Source organism: Enterobacter sp. UPMP701 (assembly GCF_053709515.1).
In genome coordinates, this window is sequence record NZ_JBSKJN010000001.1 from 200,185 (window position 1) to 216,630 (window position 16,446).

15 protein-coding genes and 1 tRNA gene are annotated in these 16,446 nt (G+C 47.9%); 1 reads left to right on the forward strand and 15 read right to left on the reverse strand.

Going from position 1 to position 16,446, the window contains the following annotated elements; all coding sequences use genetic code 11:
• Positions 1–78 precede the first annotated feature (78 nt).
• The 5 genes from ACWKXT_RS00895 to ACWKXT_RS00915 form a co-directional block, all read right to left on the reverse strand.
• Entirely contained in the window at positions 79–1,107 is a 1,029-nt protein-coding gene (locus ACWKXT_RS00895) for a diguanylate cyclase domain-containing protein (RefSeq protein ID WP_454531444.1), read from the reverse strand.
• A 157-nt stretch (positions 1,108–1,264) separates the two neighbouring features.
• Complete coding sequence (locus ACWKXT_RS00900; RefSeq protein ID WP_325834577.1) at positions 1,265–1,483, reverse strand: acyl carrier protein; 219 nt, start codon at positions 1,481–1,483, stop codon at positions 1,265–1,267.
• 18 nt (positions 1,484–1,501) lie between these two features.
• Positions 1,502–2,935, reverse strand: a complete 1,434-nt coding sequence (locus tag ACWKXT_RS00905) for an AMP-binding protein (protein WP_454531445.1) — start codon at positions 2,933–2,935, stop codon at positions 1,502–1,504.
• On the reverse strand, positions 2,932–4,050 hold the full coding sequence (locus ACWKXT_RS00910; RefSeq protein ID WP_454531887.1) for an MBOAT family O-acyltransferase: 1,119 nt from the start codon (positions 4,048–4,050) through the stop codon (positions 2,932–2,934). The genes ACWKXT_RS00905 and ACWKXT_RS00910 overlap by 4 nt, the downstream gene beginning before the upstream one ends.
• Positions 4,051–4,178: 128 nt before the next feature.
• Positions 4,179–5,315, reverse strand: a complete 1,137-nt coding sequence (locus ACWKXT_RS00915) for a D-alanyl-lipoteichoic acid biosynthesis protein DltD (RefSeq protein WP_454531446.1) — start codon at positions 5,313–5,315, stop codon at positions 4,179–4,181.
• 278 nt (positions 5,316–5,593) lie between these two features.
• Here ACWKXT_RS00915 and ACWKXT_RS00920 point away from each other — a divergent pair.
• Positions 5,594–5,681 (forward strand) — tRNA-Ser (locus tag ACWKXT_RS00920).
• A 58-nt stretch (positions 5,682–5,739) separates the two neighbouring features.
• Here ACWKXT_RS00920 and ACWKXT_RS00925 read toward each other — a convergent pair.
• From ACWKXT_RS00925 to ACWKXT_RS00970, 10 genes are all read right to left on the reverse strand, one after another.
• Entirely contained in the window at positions 5,740–7,848 is a 2,109-nt protein-coding gene (locus ACWKXT_RS00925) for a YjbH domain-containing protein (RefSeq protein ID WP_454531447.1), read from the reverse strand.
• Positions 7,845–8,594 (reverse strand): capsule biosynthesis GfcC family protein, encoded by a 750-nt coding sequence (locus tag ACWKXT_RS00930; protein WP_454531448.1) that lies wholly within the window; start codon positions 8,592–8,594, stop codon positions 7,845–7,847. The genes ACWKXT_RS00925 and ACWKXT_RS00930 overlap by 4 nt, the downstream gene beginning before the upstream one ends.
• Positions 8,594–9,238 (reverse strand): YjbF family lipoprotein, encoded by a 645-nt coding sequence (locus ACWKXT_RS00935; RefSeq protein ID WP_454531449.1) that lies wholly within the window; start codon positions 9,236–9,238, stop codon positions 8,594–8,596. Before ACWKXT_RS00935 ends, ACWKXT_RS00930 begins: the two co-directional genes overlap by 1 nt.
• 62 nt (positions 9,239–9,300) lie before the next feature.
• The gene (locus ACWKXT_RS00940) at positions 9,301–9,561 is read right to left on the reverse strand and encodes a hypothetical protein (RefSeq protein WP_217479870.1); all 261 of its coding nucleotides are present in this window, start codon (positions 9,559–9,561) and stop codon (positions 9,301–9,303) included.
• Between the two features lie 126 nt (positions 9,562–9,687).
• A complete protein-coding gene (locus ACWKXT_RS00945; protein ID WP_454527304.1) occupies positions 9,688–10,854 on the reverse strand; it encodes a nucleotide sugar dehydrogenase in 1,167 nt (388 codons plus the stop codon).
• 12 nt (positions 10,855–10,866) lie between these two features.
• Positions 10,867–12,009 (reverse strand): glycosyltransferase family 4 protein, encoded by a 1,143-nt coding sequence (locus ACWKXT_RS00950; protein WP_454527303.1) that lies wholly within the window; start codon positions 12,007–12,009, stop codon positions 10,867–10,869.
• Positions 12,010–12,051: 42 nt separating this feature from the next.
• Positions 12,052–13,146 (reverse strand): glycosyltransferase, encoded by a 1,095-nt coding sequence (locus ACWKXT_RS00955; RefSeq protein WP_454527302.1) that lies wholly within the window; start codon positions 13,144–13,146, stop codon positions 12,052–12,054.
• Positions 13,147–13,188: 42 nt separating this feature from the next.
• Positions 13,189–14,166, reverse strand: a complete 978-nt coding sequence (locus ACWKXT_RS00960) for a DUF6625 family protein (protein WP_454531450.1) — start codon at positions 14,164–14,166, stop codon at positions 13,189–13,191.
• The gene (locus ACWKXT_RS00965) at positions 14,163–15,416 is read right to left on the reverse strand and encodes an oligosaccharide flippase family protein (RefSeq protein ID WP_454531451.1); all 1,254 of its coding nucleotides are present in this window, start codon (positions 15,414–15,416) and stop codon (positions 14,163–14,165) included. The genes ACWKXT_RS00960 and ACWKXT_RS00965 overlap by 4 nt, the downstream gene beginning before the upstream one ends.
• Positions 15,416–16,438 (reverse strand): EpsG family protein, encoded by a 1,023-nt coding sequence (locus ACWKXT_RS00970; protein WP_454527299.1) that lies wholly within the window; start codon positions 16,436–16,438, stop codon positions 15,416–15,418. Before ACWKXT_RS00970 ends, ACWKXT_RS00965 begins: the two co-directional genes overlap by 1 nt.
• Positions 16,439–16,446: the final 8 nt, after the last annotated feature.

A 16,446-nucleotide genomic window follows, 5' to 3' on the forward strand; every position in this document is an offset into this window, starting at 1 on the left:
CCGACAGTACCCCTAAAGTGTAGGTGAAATCGTTAAAGCAGCGGGTGTCATTTCGGTTAAAGGCATTCATCAACCCCATCAGCGTTCCCCCGGCGATGACCGCTTGCGCGTATACATCGCCTTGTCAGCGCTATTGAGCAACGTATCGGCATCGGTGGCGTCATGAGGAAAGCGTGCGATGCCGATACTGCCGGAGATGGCAATCACCAGCTCGTTAATCAAAAATGACTGTGCCAGCGCAGCGCTGACCTTTTCCGCCGTTTGTAAGGATAATGGATCGTCGGTCGTTAAATCGGGGAGCAGGGCGACAAACTCATCGCCGCCGAGGCGGGCCACCGTGTCGCCTTCGCGCAGAACGCTTTGCAGACGAAATGCCACCATCCGCAGCAGCTCATCACCGACGGCATGACCGTGGAGATCGTTCACCGGTTTAAACCGGTCGAGGTCGATAAACAGCAGCGCCACTTCCCGGTCGTTGGCGATAGCCTGCGTAATGGCCTGCTCCAGACGGCTAACGAATAATCGCCGGTTCGGTAGCCCCGTCAGGGCATCAAAGTTGGCGTGCAGCCAGGCGATATGTTCACGCTGTTTGCGATCGGTAATATCGCGGATGAATGCCGAAAAGATTTGCTTACCCGCTTGCTGGTGTGGCCATATCGACAGCTCAATAGGGAACTCGCCTTTGGTGCGATGCAGCGCAGCGATCTCGATAGTGCGGTTGAGAATATTCGACGGTTGGGCGGCCTTGAAGCGCTTCAGGCCGCGCGCGTGCTGCTCACGGAATTCTTCAGGTACGATCATATTGCCAAGACTGTTGCCTATCGCTTCTTCGGCAGACCAGCCGAACATGCGTTCTGCCGCCTGGTTCCAGTTCACGACGATCCCGGCATGATCGATGGTGATCACCGCATCCTGTGCGGTCTCAACCAGCTGGCGATGGTACTCTTCACTCTCTTCCAGCGCCTGCTTCATCGACTCTATCTGGCTGATGCTCTCCTGCAGTTCGCGGTGCATTTCCGCCAGCGAAAGGGAGAAGAAGCGGATCCGCTCTTCAACGGACATATTTTTCATTTCTGAATAAAGGTCGCTGGCGGTACGTGGTGGCATACTGAATTCCTGACAAAAAGGTTAAGCACGATCAAGTATGGTGCTTTAGATGACTTTTTGTATCCGGATTATGGCTGGGCAGCGGCAGGAGGCTTGCAGGTAATTTGGACAATAGATATAAAACGGGCTCCGGAGCCGACCTCCAGAGCCTGCAGGGTTAGCGGTTTTCTTCGATATAGCGGGCCAGATCGGCCGGGGTTTTCAGCACCGTCGCGACGTCTGTCGGCGGGATCATACAGCCGTAAACGTCCTGCACTTCGAGCACCATGTCGACTGCCAGAATGGAGTCGAGAATATCCGATTCAATCAGCTCATCGTGAAAGCCAACCTTGCGGGATAACACTTTTTCAAACAGGGCAAGAATCTCTTTTTCCATCATTTTTTCCTGGGATAATTAGTTTGTGCGGGCGTAAGCGTCCAGCAGCTTGCGGTCAATTTTGCCGTTAGGATTCAGCGGCAAAGCGTCTTTAACGATAATTTGTGAAGGCACCATATAGTGGGGAACCACTTTTGCCAGCGAGGTTTTGATCGCATCCGGTGCCAGATCCGTCACGCAGAATGCGGCAATGCGCAGCACGCTGCCGCAGGGTTTCATCAGCGGCATCACCACCGCTTCGTTGATGCCGGACATAGCCAGCAGACGGTTTTCAATCTCATTGATTTCAATGCGGTAGCCATTCAGTTTGACCTGGCTGTCGTTACGGCCCTGGCAGTAGATAAGCCCATCTTCATAGCCCAGATCGCCGGTCCGGTAGCCGCGAAACGCGTCATTTTCCCGACGCAGCAGTTTTGCCGCGTTCTCCTGCGGCAGGCCGAGATAGCCGCGCATGACGTTTTTACCCCAGATAATCAGCTCGCCCTCGGAGGAAATTTCCATTCTGCTCTCCGGCATCATCACGCCCACCGGCAGCACCGCGCTGTCGCTGTTAAGGATGGCATCCGTGATCTCAACCACGGTCGTCGCGATGGTCGCTTCGGTTGGACCATAGGAGTTGATGATTTTGGCCTGCGGGAAACGGCGGCGCAGCTGCTTCACCAGCGCTTTATTGAGCACTTCGCCAATGAAGATAAAGACGTTGAGTGCAGGCAAATACTCGCTGTTAAACTGCGGGGAAAGCAGCTGCTGGTAGGCAAAAGAGGGGGTGGAAACCCAGGCGGAGACCGCGTTGCTTTGCAGTCGCTCGAGCCAGTTCGCTTTCTGAATATCCTCTTTAGCGTTCAGCACGATGTGTCCTCCCATCGCCAGGTTCGCCAGCAGCGGGATCAGGGAGAGGTCAAAGCTGAACACCGCGTGGTTCATCAGCACCGGTTTTTGCGGCAGCGAAAAGTCCTGGCTGACCCACTTCATGAAGTGCCACACGCTTTCACGCCCAATTTGCACGCCTTTCGGTTTGCCAGTGCTGCCTGAGGTAAACATGATATAGGCCAGATCCTGCTCCGCCAGCACCTTACCCGCCTCGCCGGTGGCGATGAACTGCCGCGTCGCCACGTCGTAATAGTAAGGGGCACTGGCCAGGTGGCAGATCTCCCGAAGCCGCTCCTGCGGATAGATGCAGTCCACCGGGATGTACGGAATGTTGTGCAGCAGGCAGCTATAGATCGCCACGGCGAATTCGGCCTGCTGGTGTCCGTACAGGACGACCGGCGTACCGGCAACAGGCTGGCAACGCTGGTAGCGCTGTGCCCAGTCCGTCACGGCAGAGGAAAGCTGGTGCCAGCTTAGGGTTTCGTCGCTGCCGCTGATGGCCAGCTGCTGCGGGGAGGCGGGATCGCGTAGTGCCGCCCGTAAGAAATCCTGCAGTTCCTGAAGATCGGAGTGATTTTTCATAGAGGTGACATTCCACTAAAGATGTATAGGGATCCTGCGGCGCTTGCCAGCGTCAGAATTCGTCCCAAAAACGCAACGGCGGGATACTGCAATCCGCGGTGTAACGCCGGGCTGCGTTTGGCTGACCACAGCAGCATGTTATGGGTGACGGAAATCGCGCCAAACAGCGCGCCGCTGATGACGTAATGGCGCTCCAGGCCATTCCACGCCCCCATGCAGAACAGGGTGCAAAAAATACCGATATTTTGCGCCAGCGTTTTGTTCTGACGGAAAAAGTTGAACTTCATCAGGTTCATATAGACGGGCATAAAAACCACGTCGCGCAGCCATTCGGACAGGCTGATGTGGAAGCGGCGCCAGAAATCCTGCGGGTTCTTCGCAAGAAGCGGCATGTTGAAGTTTGCCGGAATGTTCAGCCCAAACAGGCGGCCAGCGCCAATGGCCATATTGCTGTAACCCGCAAAATCAAAGTACAGGTAGGCGCTGTAGGCAATTGACATCACCACGCCCACGGTCGGGGTAAACGGCTTGTGGCTCCAGGGCTGCACGACGAGCGAGTCGATCAGCATGGCAAACAGGAACTTCTGGATAATACCGGTAATAATTTGCTCCAGCGCCGTTAAAAACTGTTCACGGTTAAGGACAAATCCCGGCTTATTTACATCGCTCATCCATGTCCGCCAGCGATACATCGGGCCGGCCAGAATAATAAAGGGCATAAAGAGATAGCAGAAATAGTGCAGGAAATTCTGGCCCTCTTTTTTACTGCGATACAGCAGCACATCCACAGCGCGGAAGGTCATAAAAGAGAGACCGATCATGCCGAGATGATGATTAAGATGTAATTTCACCAAAAACAGGGGCAGCAGCGTTAAAACGATCGCCTGCCAGGTTTTTAACCATCCCTTTTCTTTTAGCGTAGCGAAGAGATAAAAACAGCAAAAGACGGCCAGGGGGATAATGTAATCACCCTGAAAAATATACCCCCAGCCTAATGCTGTCACCACGGATAAAGACGTTAACCAGGTCAGACGATGGCGTAAAAGACGATTAACCAGCGCAAACGCCAGCGCGGATGAAAATAAACAGACAAAAAACATTCCTGAGCTGTACATCATTCGGCCTCAGAATTTTTGATATTCAAAATGCAGCTGCATACTCATGCTGTCATCGACGGCAGTCCATGCAACGACGGTAATTGCCAGCAGGAGATACAGGAAAAAAAGACGGATTGCGATTTTCATTATTTAAAACTCTGTGCAATAAAGCGAAGCATTGGCACCCAGGCCAGTTCGGTAGGGTGCAGACGATCCCAGTTCCAGCCGTTCTGATACGGCATGGCGTACATATCTAAATACGGGATCTGGTTCTCCTGCAGAATGGTTTGAATCTGCTTATCAAACGGGCGGAAGGTGTCGGTATGGTAAAGCGCCCACGGGTTAACCGGGTCGACGATAGCAATTACCTGTACGTGACGTGCTTTTAGAAGCTGGACGGTTTTCCTGAGCGCAGCGAACTGCCCCGGCACCACCGGCGTGTCATCCCACTGCTGCGGCTTACCGTCTTCGTCGTAAATCGTTTTGTCCATCCACAACGTGGCCGCGCTCTGCTGGCGTTTTTTATTTAACTCGCGGGCATTCGCCAGCGCTTTATCCCAGTCGGGGACAATATGGGAAGTGGGCTGCTGCGGCCAGGGTTGCACCGTCTGTGGGGTAATGTTGAGCAGCGACAGCCAGTCGTTTTTAATCAGGGTGCAGAAATTCGCAAACTGAAAACTCAGCTCGTCCCACATCAGCGCCGGATGCCAGCCATAGACACGCATTTGCCCGAAGGTTAAATGGCTTATCTCTTTTGCATCAATATGCTTCAGGTAATTAACCAGTAACGGGCGCGCCTGCGGATCTTTCATCAGGGGATTAAAAATGGATCCCGGAAAATTATCCGCATAGATAGCGGGCGGCAGACCTTTTGAATAAAAGCCGTCAGGTGCCAGAAGCAGAACCACTTTACTTTTTGCGTTAAGGCTATTTTTAAAGCGCGACAGCAGTAAAAATTGCGTTTCGTCATCGACAAACGCATCACCGTATGCCACGACGGGTTGGTGTAATTGCTTATTAAAATAATTATAGACCGCGTAATGTTCATCTTCGGACGTGGCGACCTCTGACGCACCCAGGAAGAAAATAGCATTACCTTCTAAAGCATGGGAAATAGTCGCTATTTTTTCCGCCTGTTCTTTTGGCGTCCCCGCCATCGATTTGATCAGCGGCTGGAATTTAAGCGGCGGATTAAAGCTTGTCACCAGCGGGTGAAAACTCAGGGCTAACATGGCTAAAACGGCCATCAGGATATGTAAGCAAAATGTATTTTTGATTTTCATCATCAACCAGTAAGGTTATATGGTGGTAATGCATTAAAACCCGGATTGCCGGGATTTATTACAATTACACAACAAATGACCGTCTATTTTTTTGGCATTCTATACCACAGTGATTTAAAAGGATGAGCGTTGCTGTGTAACGGTATGTACAAGGGGGGAGGGAGTGACGGAAGGGCGGGGGGCGGGTGACTTTTTGCGCAGTCAAACGCCTGCAGGCAAAAATAGAAAAATTCCTGCTTTACAAGGTGCTAATAGATGTTTATAGTGCGCCTCACTTTGGAAGCGTGGCCGAGCGGTTGAAGGCACCGGTCTTGAAAACCGGCGACCCGAAAGGGTTCTAGAGTTCGAATCTCTACGCTTCCGCCAAATTTGAAACCCAGGTCGTTATGCGACCTGGGTTTTTTTATGGCTGAATGATGAGGGATTAGTCCAGGGCTCTGGCCCCGGTGAGGTCATACAGTGAATAACGTTTTTGCAAAGGCTGTCCGCCATCACGGGTCAGCGGTTCCCAGTTTAACTTCGCGCGGGTGTTGGTGGGACGCGTGCTCATCAAATCCAGCGGAATGGAAATGTAGAAACCTTTGGTAAAACTGCCTTCACCGTAATCCTGGGAAGAGACATTGGTGAGAGTGGCATAGACTCCGGCCGTAATGCCGCTGGCGAAGCGCCGCGAAATATCCACCGTACCGCCTTTATCACCTGCGAGATAACGCCCCACGCTCACCTTCAGCAAAAACTCATCAGCAAACCACGGCTGCCAGTACCCTGTCACATGTCCGGTCGTGACGCTGTAATCCGCCATTTTCATCGGATCGTTCCAGTCACGTTGTTTCACCTGGTTAAGATCGGCACCGATGGCCCACTGTTTTTTCAGGGGGCGATAGAGCACTTCGCTGCCGACGCCCGCGAACATCATCTCCAGATAACCGCCGTAGTTTTGCATATACCAGCCGTTGCCCAGCGCGCGGGTATGCGTCAGCTGTAAATTGTTCAGATAGACATCGCTGGTACTGACGTAAGAACGAATATGGGTTCTGACCTGCGGAATATGGCTGTCCGCCGGGGGCGCCGTATAGTTGAATTTGTCGTAGTTATTGTGAAGGTTGAGTAACGCCACGCCACCTGCTTTCCAGTTATCGGAAATCTGATAGCTGGCGCTGCCGCTCAGGGCGATCTGGTACATATAGAACGACTCAGGCCCGCCAAACGACTGGTTGAGTACCGGCGACCAGTTAAGCTGCCACGGGGATTTTTCCAGAGCATAGCCCGCCTGTGCAGATGCTGGCTGCGTTGGCTCCTCGACCTTATTCACCTGCTGCGGCCTTGCGGCTCCTGGCGGCAGGCCACGCATCACTTCAGAGAGGGATAAGGTGTCACTGCGATAGCTGGCCATCGGCACATTTTCACGCTCTTCCGTGATGACAATCTGGCGGGTTCCCGCAGGCAGGGCGTTCATTATGATGCGGTTAGCGCGGTCCACGCCTTCGGCCCGGTCGCGGTAATCGGTCTGCTCGCCTGCGATATACACAGTATCGCCCACGCGATCGATGCGCGGAGAAGCAAAACCGGCATTATCACGCAGGGCGGTTAGCTGGGTCGCGGCGACATGAGGGTCAAAGTTTGCCGGTTGCTCCAATGGACGGTAATCAGGTTTCGGTGGCTTGTAGGCCTGGCTGCGCAGCGTGTCGAAATTGGTGTTGAGCGTGATGCCGAAGGTCAGGGTATTTCCGCGCTCATAGCCCACGGAGAGGTCACTCCAGTCATTCAGACGGTACAACACGCCGACATTCACCGGTGCGTCTTGCTTCAGCCTCCCGGCCCGGTCATTACGGTAGTCGTTGGCATCATACTCAGCTTTAATGCGCAGAGGCTGCCAGGGCGTCTGGTATTCCACGCCGCCGAACAGCGCTGCCGGGCCATGGAAAAAGCGATCGGCATCAACCGAGCCGCCGCGGCCACTGTAGCTCTCGCTGCGCTGACAAAAGCTGTTGCTCGCCCGGCAAAATGGGTTGGCGATATTGCCGCCGTTGGCGACATAGCCCCAGCCTGTTCCCACGGTGAAATCGAATGGTCCGACGGCTTTGCTGGCGACCAGATATTCACTGTCAAAAAGTCCTGTACCGCCAATGTCCCGGAATCCCAGCGAAATATCGGGCGTCCAGCGCGTCTCACGCCACAGGCGGGCTTTAAGGTCGATGGCTTTGTCTTTGTACGTCTGATCGCCGCTGAAATTTTTATCACCGTACTGGCGGGTGCGGACATCGGTGTATCGAATCGTGGTTTCCAGCCATGGCATGAGCTGTAGCGACAGGGCCCAGAAGCGGTACTGGTTATTGTCCCGATAGTTCAGGCTGAATTCGCCTGACGGGGCCATTCGCGCGCTCGGGGTCTGCAGTAGTCCCACACCGCCAAAGTCAGACTGAGAAGGGGAGACATAGGGAAGATAGAGCGGGGTGCCGAAATCTGCGCTGGCAACCGTGCTGATGCCGCTAAATAACAGCGCGATGCTGTAGCTGAGAGGGGTGAATTTCATGGTCTGACGGTCCGTTGGCTAAGCAACTGAACGATGCGTTGGTTCAGTGTCTGATATTGCGGTGATAAAGCGTTGAGCTGCAGGTTCAGCCAGATTTGGCTGCCGGGCTGCGGTTCGTGATAGCGGCGGTTCCAGTAGCCTGTCGGTACCGTTTCGACAGTGCCGTCCGGCGCGATGACCGTGACATTATCCGGGTCGATACCCGGCTGCTGCTGATCTGCGGCAGTCCAGATCGCTGTTTGCTGGCCAGCAATCCACGGCGTATTCTCGCGGCTACCGTTCCATATTGTCAGGTTTTGCGCCGGGAACGTACGAAGGTACAGGCGATAATCCCCCTCGAGTCTGGGTGAATTATCAGGTTTCAGCCGGACATGGTCAGGGTCCAGCTGTAAAGGAAAACCGCCGATGGCTTTCAGCGCCTGAAGACGCTGGCTTAACAACGCGATACGCTGGGCCTGGCGCGTATCACCCTGTTCTCGTAATTCCTGTGCAGCCGAGGTGAGTGCCAGCAGAATCTGTTGCTGACGAAGCTGCTGCTCAGCATCGCCTGCAGGCGTAGAAAGCCGAACGCTATTCCAGTCGATATTTTTGGGAAGGGCCGGGTGGGTCACCAGCTCGCTCAGGTCGCGGGCAGTTACGTCATTCACGGCGCAGGCTGGCTGGCAAATAAGCGCGATTTTCCCCTGGCCGTAGCTCAGCGGAGCCGCAGTGAGGAGCGTGACGGCAAGTATGAGATTTTTTTTCATCAGGAATACGGTTTGAGCAGGGTAAGGGACCATGTCTGGCCATGAGGATGCAAAATTTGCTTACTGTGCACGATGCGGCCGGACTGTGGATCGACCCAGTAACGTTGCTGCCAGGTCGCCCCGTCTTTTTCATCGGTCACGGCTTCTTCCAGCACACGGTAGCTGCGCGTCACGTCAAGTACGGTGAAGTCCTGAGAGCCCGACCAGTGGAAGCGGGACGTGATATTGGCAGCATGAAATCCGTGATCCTGCCACCGCGTCTGTGCATGCCATTGCTGGCCTTCCTGAATGGCGAGCGGATCTGCAAGCGGATCGGGCGTATTGCTTTCCAGACTCAGCAGGTTATCGCTGAAACCGAGCGTTTTAATGAGGCGTCCGCTGCGCGTGGCGATCATCTTTGCATCGGCGGTCAGCCACTTTTGCGTGTTGTCCTCATCCCAGGCGAGCACGATAAACGCCTGCGGGCCATCGGCAACGGTGAGGGCCATCGAGGCATACGGCACCTGGGTGACCTTAGCGCGGTCGATGAAGGCATCCTGCGAGGAAAGAGACTGAACAATCGTTTGGGAGAGGAGCCCGGGGCGATGCTGGCTGCAGGCGCCGATCAGTATCACCGCACCCGCCAGACCAATTTTTTTATACATAAGAGACTTTTCAGGGAAACTGGAAAATGGGGCTCAAAGGAGCCCCATGAAGGTATCGTTGATTAACGCGTAGACGTGGTGGTGCCGGTGTTGCCGCTACCATTGCTACTGTCGCTGGCTGCAACGGCAGCGATAGCAACGGCTCCCACTACGCCAGCGCCAACGGCAACGGCTGTGCCGGTCGCCACACCTGCAGCGGCGGCAGAAGAGCCTGCTGCGGTGCCCGTTGCGCTACCCACAGCAGCGGTTTCGGCTGCGGCGAAAGAAGTCATTGGCGCAGACAGGACACAGACCAGCAGGGCAGATAATTTAACGAATTTCATGTTATTTCCTTATTGGTTATTACAGTGGTGTATTCCTCAAATGGCAAAGAGTTGCCGTGCAGAGAAATAAGGGAAACCCCAAACGGTGAATGTCTGTAGGTTAAATATTTTCAGGGCAGGATGTTTTCAGTTATCGCCAAAAATATCGCGCGTATAGACTTTGCTTTGGACATCGAAAAGCTCGGTGGCCATACGGTTGGAGATTATTACGTCGGTGCTGTGCTTAAATTCATTGAGATCTTTAATCACTCTGGAATGGAAAAATTCATTTTTCTTCAGCGCGGGTTCGTAAATAACAACATCAATGCCTTTAGCTTTAATGCGCTTCATAATGCCCTGGATGGATGACGCCCGGAAATTGTCCGAGCCGGCTTTCATAATCAAGCGGTATATGCCCACGCGTTTCGGCGAACGGCTGAGAATAGCATCGGCAACAAAATCTTTGCGCGTGCTGTTCGCCTCGACGATCGCGCCGATAAGCTTGTTAGGTACATCACGGTAGTTGGCCAGGAGCTGTTTTGTGTCCTTGGGCAGGCAGTACCCGCCGTAGCCAAATGACGGATTGTTATAATGATGACCGATACGAGGATCCAGACACACGCCTTCAATAATCTGACGTGCATTGAGGCCGTGCGTTTCGGCATAACTATCAAGCTCGTTGAAGTAGGCGACGCGCATCGCCAGGTAGGTATTAGCAAAAAGCTTGATCGCTTCGGCTTCCGTCGAGTCAGTAAAAATGACCGGACAGTGTTTTTCGACTGCCCCTTCCAGCAGCAAACTGGCGAATAGCGAGGCGCGCTCGGAGCGCTCGCCCACGATTATTCGCGAAGGGTGAAGGTTATCGTGCAGAGCTCGCCCTTCACGCAGAAATTCTGGTGAGAATAGGATGTTCTGGACACCGAACTGTTGCCTGATATGCTGCGTGTAACCCACCGGAACTGTAGACTTAATCACCATCACCGCCTGCGGATTAATGGCGATGACGTCCTTAATCACCGCCTCAACGGAGGCGGTATCAAAGTAGTTTGTCTCCGGGTCGTAGTCGGTCGGGGTGGCGATGATCACGAAGTCAGCATTTAAGTAGGCATCATGTTTATCGGTGGTTGCCCGAAGGTTCAGATGCTTATTCTTTAAATAATGCTCAATATCGTTATCAATAATGGGCGATTTTTTATCGTTCAGTAAATCAACTTTGTGCTGAAGAATATCAAGCGCGACAACTTCATGATGCTGAGCGAGCAGAATACCGTTGGACAGGCCAACGTAGCCGGTACCGGCAATGGCGATTTTCATAACAGGCTAACTCTATGGGTGAATAAGCAACTTGCTGCGATGCCTGGTCACCTGACTGATGGATGATAAGTATTTATTGATGACGATAGCTTCATCAAAATGGCTGGCGATATGCTTACGGCTATTTTTTCCTAACTGAGCAAGCTCATGTTCCGACGATTCAATAATTTTTTCGATGGCCTCTACCAAACTTGTCAGACAGCCTGGTTCACAGAGATAGCCGTTAAACCCGTCCACCACGGTTTCGCGGCAGCCAACATTGTCCGTCGTGATGATCGGTTTACCCATGGCACCGGCTTCGAGCAGTGATTTCGGAACCCCTTCCCGGTAGTAGGAAGGCAGAACCACGCAGTGCACGTCTTTAAGTACGCTTTCGACCTTATCCGTCACGCCCAGATAATTGATAATACCCTCATCAACCCAGGTGTTAATTTCTTCGATATTCACACCTGAAGGGTGCTGAGCATCGCAAAAACCTAAAAGAGAAAAGTCAACTTTATTACCGTATTTTTGTTTTAAGTGCCGCGCCGCGTCTGCAAAAAGATAAACACCTTTTTCCTTCAGCATTCTGGCTGAGAGAAGGAATTTAATTGTCTTTGCTTTTTGTACCGGTGTGAAAGAAAAACGTGTGAGATCGGCACCTGAACCGGGTATCCGTTTTTTAATTGCTGCTGAGCCAATGTTATGTTTACGGAAAACAGCCATATCTTCTTCGTTCTGGAAGAAAATATATTCTGCTCTCCGTTGGCTTATTTTATAGAGTGCACGCACAATTTTATTTAATAAACCGTCATTAATAAACGCATGACCCAGCCCGGCAATATTGTTTATTACGGGGATGCGGAGTGGCGCTGCCGCAAGTGAACTATAAATATTATTTTTGGGTGTGAAGTTTAAAATGGCTTGTGGTTTTATTTTCAAATAAAGACGAAGAAAGTTGAGGCACGTAAAAGCATCAATAACGGGATTTATGCCTCTGCCATCAATTTTAATATCATGAACCATGCAGCCTAAAGCACGAAGCTTACCCGTATAATCATCGAAAGGAGAAATAACATGAACGTTGATTCCCCTGTTGATGAGCTCAATAATGGTATTTTTTCTGAAATTATAAATATACCAACTGGTGTTGGCCGTAATAGCAATGTTATTCATGATTTAACTGCAGCGTAGTCAGAGGTATTTCTGAAGTGGTGATTAAAGAGAGCGGTATAACGCAAGCCATTTTTGCGTAATGGCACTCATCGAGAAATGTTGTTCAACGTGGGAACGGGAAGCTGAGCCCATTTGTCGCGCGTCTTCAGGCGAAAGATTCAGCGCCGTGATAATGGCTTCAGCCAGGGCTGCGGAAGAGTGCGGTGGAACTAAAAAGCCGTTGTTGCCTAGAGCTTCTCGTATCCCACCACAGTCAGTCGCAACAACCACTCGCTCTGCTGCCATCGCTTCAACAATAACTAAAGGAAAACCTTCCCATGCAGATGACATCACGAAAATGTCTCCAGCACTTAACCATTCATGGACATTGTTTTTGATGCCAAGCCAGTGTACACGGTCAGTAATGCCAAGTTCGCTTGTCAGCGCTTTCAGTTCAGTTTCCAGCGTACCGCCGCCGATAATGGCTAACTGCGGCGCCACAGTTGTTTTGTCTTTAATTGCAGCAAAACTACGTAATAGATTGGGATAATCTTTTGCCGTAGCAAGCCGACCAACGGAAAGAAGTAAAGGTGTCTGTCGATCAATGCCGATTTCACGGCGTAACTTTTCCCTGTTAACTTCATCAAAACGAAAGTTGTCAATCTTGATGCCGTTATGGATGGTTGTTACCTTATTTTTATTGACGCTTCCGCGATTTATAATGGATTCAGTCGCTGCCAGACTGACATTCGTGGAGAGCGTAGATAACGGATCGGTGATCCGACAAATAAAGGCCCGTAGCGATCCTCCTTCGTAAGAATTGTGAGAGGTGGATACGAGTTTCGGCATAGGTGTCGTGATTCTAAGTAATCGCGCAAAGATATTGGCATGTACCATATGGCTGTGGACGACGTCTGGTTTGAATTTCTTGATCTCCTTCCGAACCTTAAAATATGTCAGAAGAAAAGATAGTGGGTTTCTTCGCATCGAAAGCGAAATAATTTCAATCTCCTTATTCGATGGGGAGATGAGTATTTTTCCCGACATTGAAATTAATTGTATTTGGACTCCCTTGCATGATAGTTCATCGGCTAGATCACAGACTTGTTTTTCTGCGCCTCCCATTGACAGACCGGTGATGATGAGTGTGGCTCGCATGTTTTTCTCATGTTACGTTGAAAATAAGTATGTTTGTGGGTTTTATAATTTAGCCATGAACCAGGATATTTTATATTTTACATATCCATTTAGTAATTTTTGCTTTATATTTTTGAGTCTGTTTAAATAGTAATGAAAATAAATCTTATCCTTCCTTGCATATTTGTTGTAGTTGTAAATCATGGATTCGCCAGTAAATGGTTGGACCAGGAATTTATTTGGTACAATAAAAAAACCTTGAGCATCGTCAACATCTTGATCAGGCATTTGCATATTTCTTTTTTGTAAGTGAATATATGCGCACTCTCGTTTTTCTAAAGATGATGTTTTTTCATCATAATAATATTCAAATAAATCCCCTTCATTCCAATAATAAATGTATTTTTTTTGCGATTTTTCTTGAGCCCTTTTAAATGTGTGAGATCTATAATTAATATCTGCGAAGTCATTGTTGTTATCATACGATTCAATACCTATCGAGTTGCATAGAAATGTCATCCCTTCGCTTTCATCAAAATGACATGGATAATCACTTTGAAAAACATCCTTATAGGAAAGCATCTTCATATGAATACTTCTTAAGAAAAGGTTATTCATTTTTGTTGTGTTTTTATATATAGTCAGATGACCATGCGAATATATTTTATTAAAAGTGGTTAATGTTTCATCTGAAATAAAGTGGTTTATGCTTCCTAATATTACGTCTATATCGGTATGGCCCCAAAAATCATATTTTGAAATAATGTCTGAAAATATTATCCCAAATGCTGGTCTGAAATCACAAGTTTTATATGGCTTCGATAAGGATATTTTAAAATCGAAATGGCGTTGAGCTTGCGATTTAAATTGAGCGAATTCTTTTTTAATATAATACAAATTGCCATCACGCTGATCATTTTCAACTTGATCGGTAATAATATAAAAGTCGATGAGGTTATTTTTTTTTGCTGATTTAATCCATAGTTTAAAATAATTCGGAAATGGGCCAAAATAAACTACGATTAAAGCTATTTTGTTCATAGTGTTACAACCTGTCGATGGCGAATTTTTAAAAGAGATAAAGTGGTTAGAAACAAGGTTAATGTTAAGAAAGCATCACTTAGAAAGAGTGAAAGTGGTACAGAAAACGCAGGTGGATTAAAAAGTGATATATATATAAGTGCAATGGTGAAAAATAACAAGCTTAATCCTACATTTATTATAATGATTTTTGAATTATTAAGAGCAATAATTATATGGCATATAAAATAATTAGCCACGCTCGTTAAAATCATCAAGATTGTGAAGAGGTAAATTGCCTTTTCTTCGTATGTGAAAGTTCTATTTGCCAGGTAAATATGAATAATATCCTGAAAATATACTATAATAAAAATAATTATGAATGATGTGCTTAATAAGAACGCAAGGTATATAAAACAGTGTTTTTTAAATTTTGCTAAATCAATGGATACTATTTTTGAAATGTGAGGGAACATGACATTGCTGATAGATTCATATATTCTTGAAACAGATGAGCAAACTCGCTGAGATATCGAGTAGACTGTGACAATACTAGTGCCATAAAAATATGAAATAAAAGACGATACCAGAGGATTTATAATGCTACCTAACAGACGGTAAGAGTAAATTCCCCATGATTCTTGTAACGTTTTTTTGAGTTGTATTGAAGGTATATTTATCAATGCTATTTTGATGCCGAATTTCATTTTTAGGAATAGCAATAAAATAATGCTGTTAATTACATACGAAAGATTGTGCAAAGCTGCATATGTGATTTCGTCTGATGGATCACTTATAAGTAAAAAAATTAATATAGAGGACAGTATTCGACAAGTAGCTTGTATCACTAATGCGAAACGTAGTTGCTGAATACCTTGAAAATATGCTATTGGTGATATTGTTTCAAAAAAAATCCCAATAGCGAAACATATTATAAGTTGTAATGGAAACTGTGGTGCTAAAACTGGTAGTGGAATTATAATCAGTAATATCAGTAAAAATAATCGTATCTTAATGTTGGTATGTAAACATACTAATTGCTGGTGAGTGTGTTTTTCTTCATCTTGAGCAATCTTTTTGGACAAAATAGTGTTAAGACCAAAGTCATTAAAAGTTATAATGAAATTTGCTAATGTCAGACAAACTGAAAAAACGCCAAAAGCACTCATGCCGATCTTTGAAATGACATAAGGGATAATAAGAAGGGGTAAGGCAAAATCAATTATTTTTATACAGCTTGAGTTAATAATGTTCTCGATAAGTTTTTTCATTACGTCAGCCATTCAAATAAGTAGCCATTATAAATGTAATGTTTTATATATTTGCTTTTTTCTATCCAAATTGTCATAGCGGTAAGTGATGAAAACAACATAATGATTAATACAGTATTATTCGTATTGCTTTGCTTTTGTGATGAAACAGTCATGACTAACATAGTGATAAGGGAGATAAAGTAGTAAGATAACCTGTCTGCAATGGTACTGCTTGCCATGCCGATGATAAGTAAAGCCCAGGGCGCGCCAACACAAATAATACTTAGCCGTTTAATAACTGGAGACAGAATATCCCGGCGTAGAATCTTTAATAAGAGAAACGTAGCAGGAACCAACAGGTAACAAATCCGTAATAGTAACCCCCCATTCTCCATGTCTGATGTAAAATATTGTTGATATCGTTCAAGTGGTAAGTAAGGAATGATTATCGTTATGAGTAATGTGCTGATAATAAGTAGTGATAAATTAACATTGGCTATAATTAAAACGGTTAAAAACAATGCCGAAGTATGAAACAATCCCGCCAGTAAAGTAAATATGCAGAATTTAATCTTATCGCCATTAAGAATATGTGCAAACGCTATTGTCATGACAGCCAGTGCGACACCCTGACGAATATAATTCACCCCCGCCATCACGAAGATATATCCACCGCTTAACGCAAAGAAATAATATGGGTTTATTTTGGCTGTTTCTGCTCCTTTGATAATGGACATGATGAAAATAGCGGATGTAACAAATATGACAAAACCGAATCCTATATGTGACTGGAAACCAAGTATATTGACTAATTTATACAGAAGTTCATGCGTATCGTAACGCCAGGGATCGGCATTGAATCTGTTATACATTCTTACATAAGCAAACCAGTCGACGCCCACTTTATCTCTTAATCCAATGATTAACGTAAAGTAAAGAGTAAAGAGGGCGTTCATTACCGCTCGAGCATCTTTATCTATTTTATCGTAGATATACCCTAAAATACCCGCCGTGAGTATTATTACAAAATAAATTGTCATTGCGTGAT

Bases quoted from the DNA above. Each gene is read 5' to 3' on its own strand.
- ACWKXT_RS00895 (WP_454531444.1), bottom strand. From the start codon at position 1,107: ATGCCACCACGTACCGCCAGCGACCTTTATTCAGAAATGAAAAATATG.
- ACWKXT_RS00900 (WP_325834577.1), bottom strand. From the start codon at position 1,483: ATGGAAAAAGAGATTCTTGCCCTGTTTGAAAAAGTGTTATCCCGCAAG.
- ACWKXT_RS00905 (WP_454531445.1), bottom strand. From the start codon at position 2,935: ATGAAAAATCACTCCGATCTTCAGGAACTGCAGGATTTCTTACGGGCG.
- ACWKXT_RS00910 (WP_454531887.1), bottom strand. From the start codon at position 4,050: ATGTACAGCTCAGGAATGTTTTTTGTCTGTTTATTTTCATCCGCGCTG.
- ACWKXT_RS00915 (WP_454531446.1), bottom strand. From the start codon at position 5,315: ATGAAAATCAAAAATACATTTTGCTTACATATCCTGATGGCCGTTTTA.
- ACWKXT_RS00925 (WP_454531447.1), bottom strand. From the start codon at position 7,848: ATGAAATTCACCCCTCTCAGCTACAGCATCGCGCTGTTATTTAGCGGC.
- ACWKXT_RS00930 (WP_454531448.1), bottom strand. From the start codon at position 8,594: ATGAAAAAAAATCTCATACTTGCCGTCACGCTCCTCACTGCGGCTCCG.
- ACWKXT_RS00935 (WP_454531449.1), bottom strand. From the start codon at position 9,238: ATGTATAAAAAAATTGGTCTGGCGGGTGCGGTGATACTGATCGGCGCC.
- ACWKXT_RS00940 (WP_217479870.1), bottom strand. From the start codon at position 9,561: ATGAAATTCGTTAAATTATCTGCCCTGCTGGTCTGTGTCCTGTCTGCG.
- ACWKXT_RS00945 (WP_454527304.1), bottom strand. From the start codon at position 10,854: ATGAAAATCGCCATTGCCGGTACCGGCTACGTTGGCCTGTCCAACGGT.
- ACWKXT_RS00950 (WP_454527303.1), bottom strand. From the start codon at position 12,009: ATGAATAACATTGCTATTACGGCCAACACCAGTTGGTATATTTATAAT.
- ACWKXT_RS00955 (WP_454527302.1), bottom strand. From the start codon at position 13,146: ATGCGAGCCACACTCATCATCACCGGTCTGTCAATGGGAGGCGCAGAA.
- ACWKXT_RS00960 (WP_454531450.1), bottom strand. From the start codon at position 14,166: ATGAACAAAATAGCTTTAATCGTAGTTTATTTTGGCCCATTTCCGAAT.
- ACWKXT_RS00965 (WP_454531451.1), bottom strand. From the start codon at position 15,416: ATGAAAAAACTTATCGAGAACATTATTAACTCAAGCTGTATAAAAATA.
- ACWKXT_RS00970 (WP_454527299.1), bottom strand. From the start codon at position 16,438: ATGACAATTTATTTTGTAATAATACTCACGGCGGGTATTTTAGGGTAT.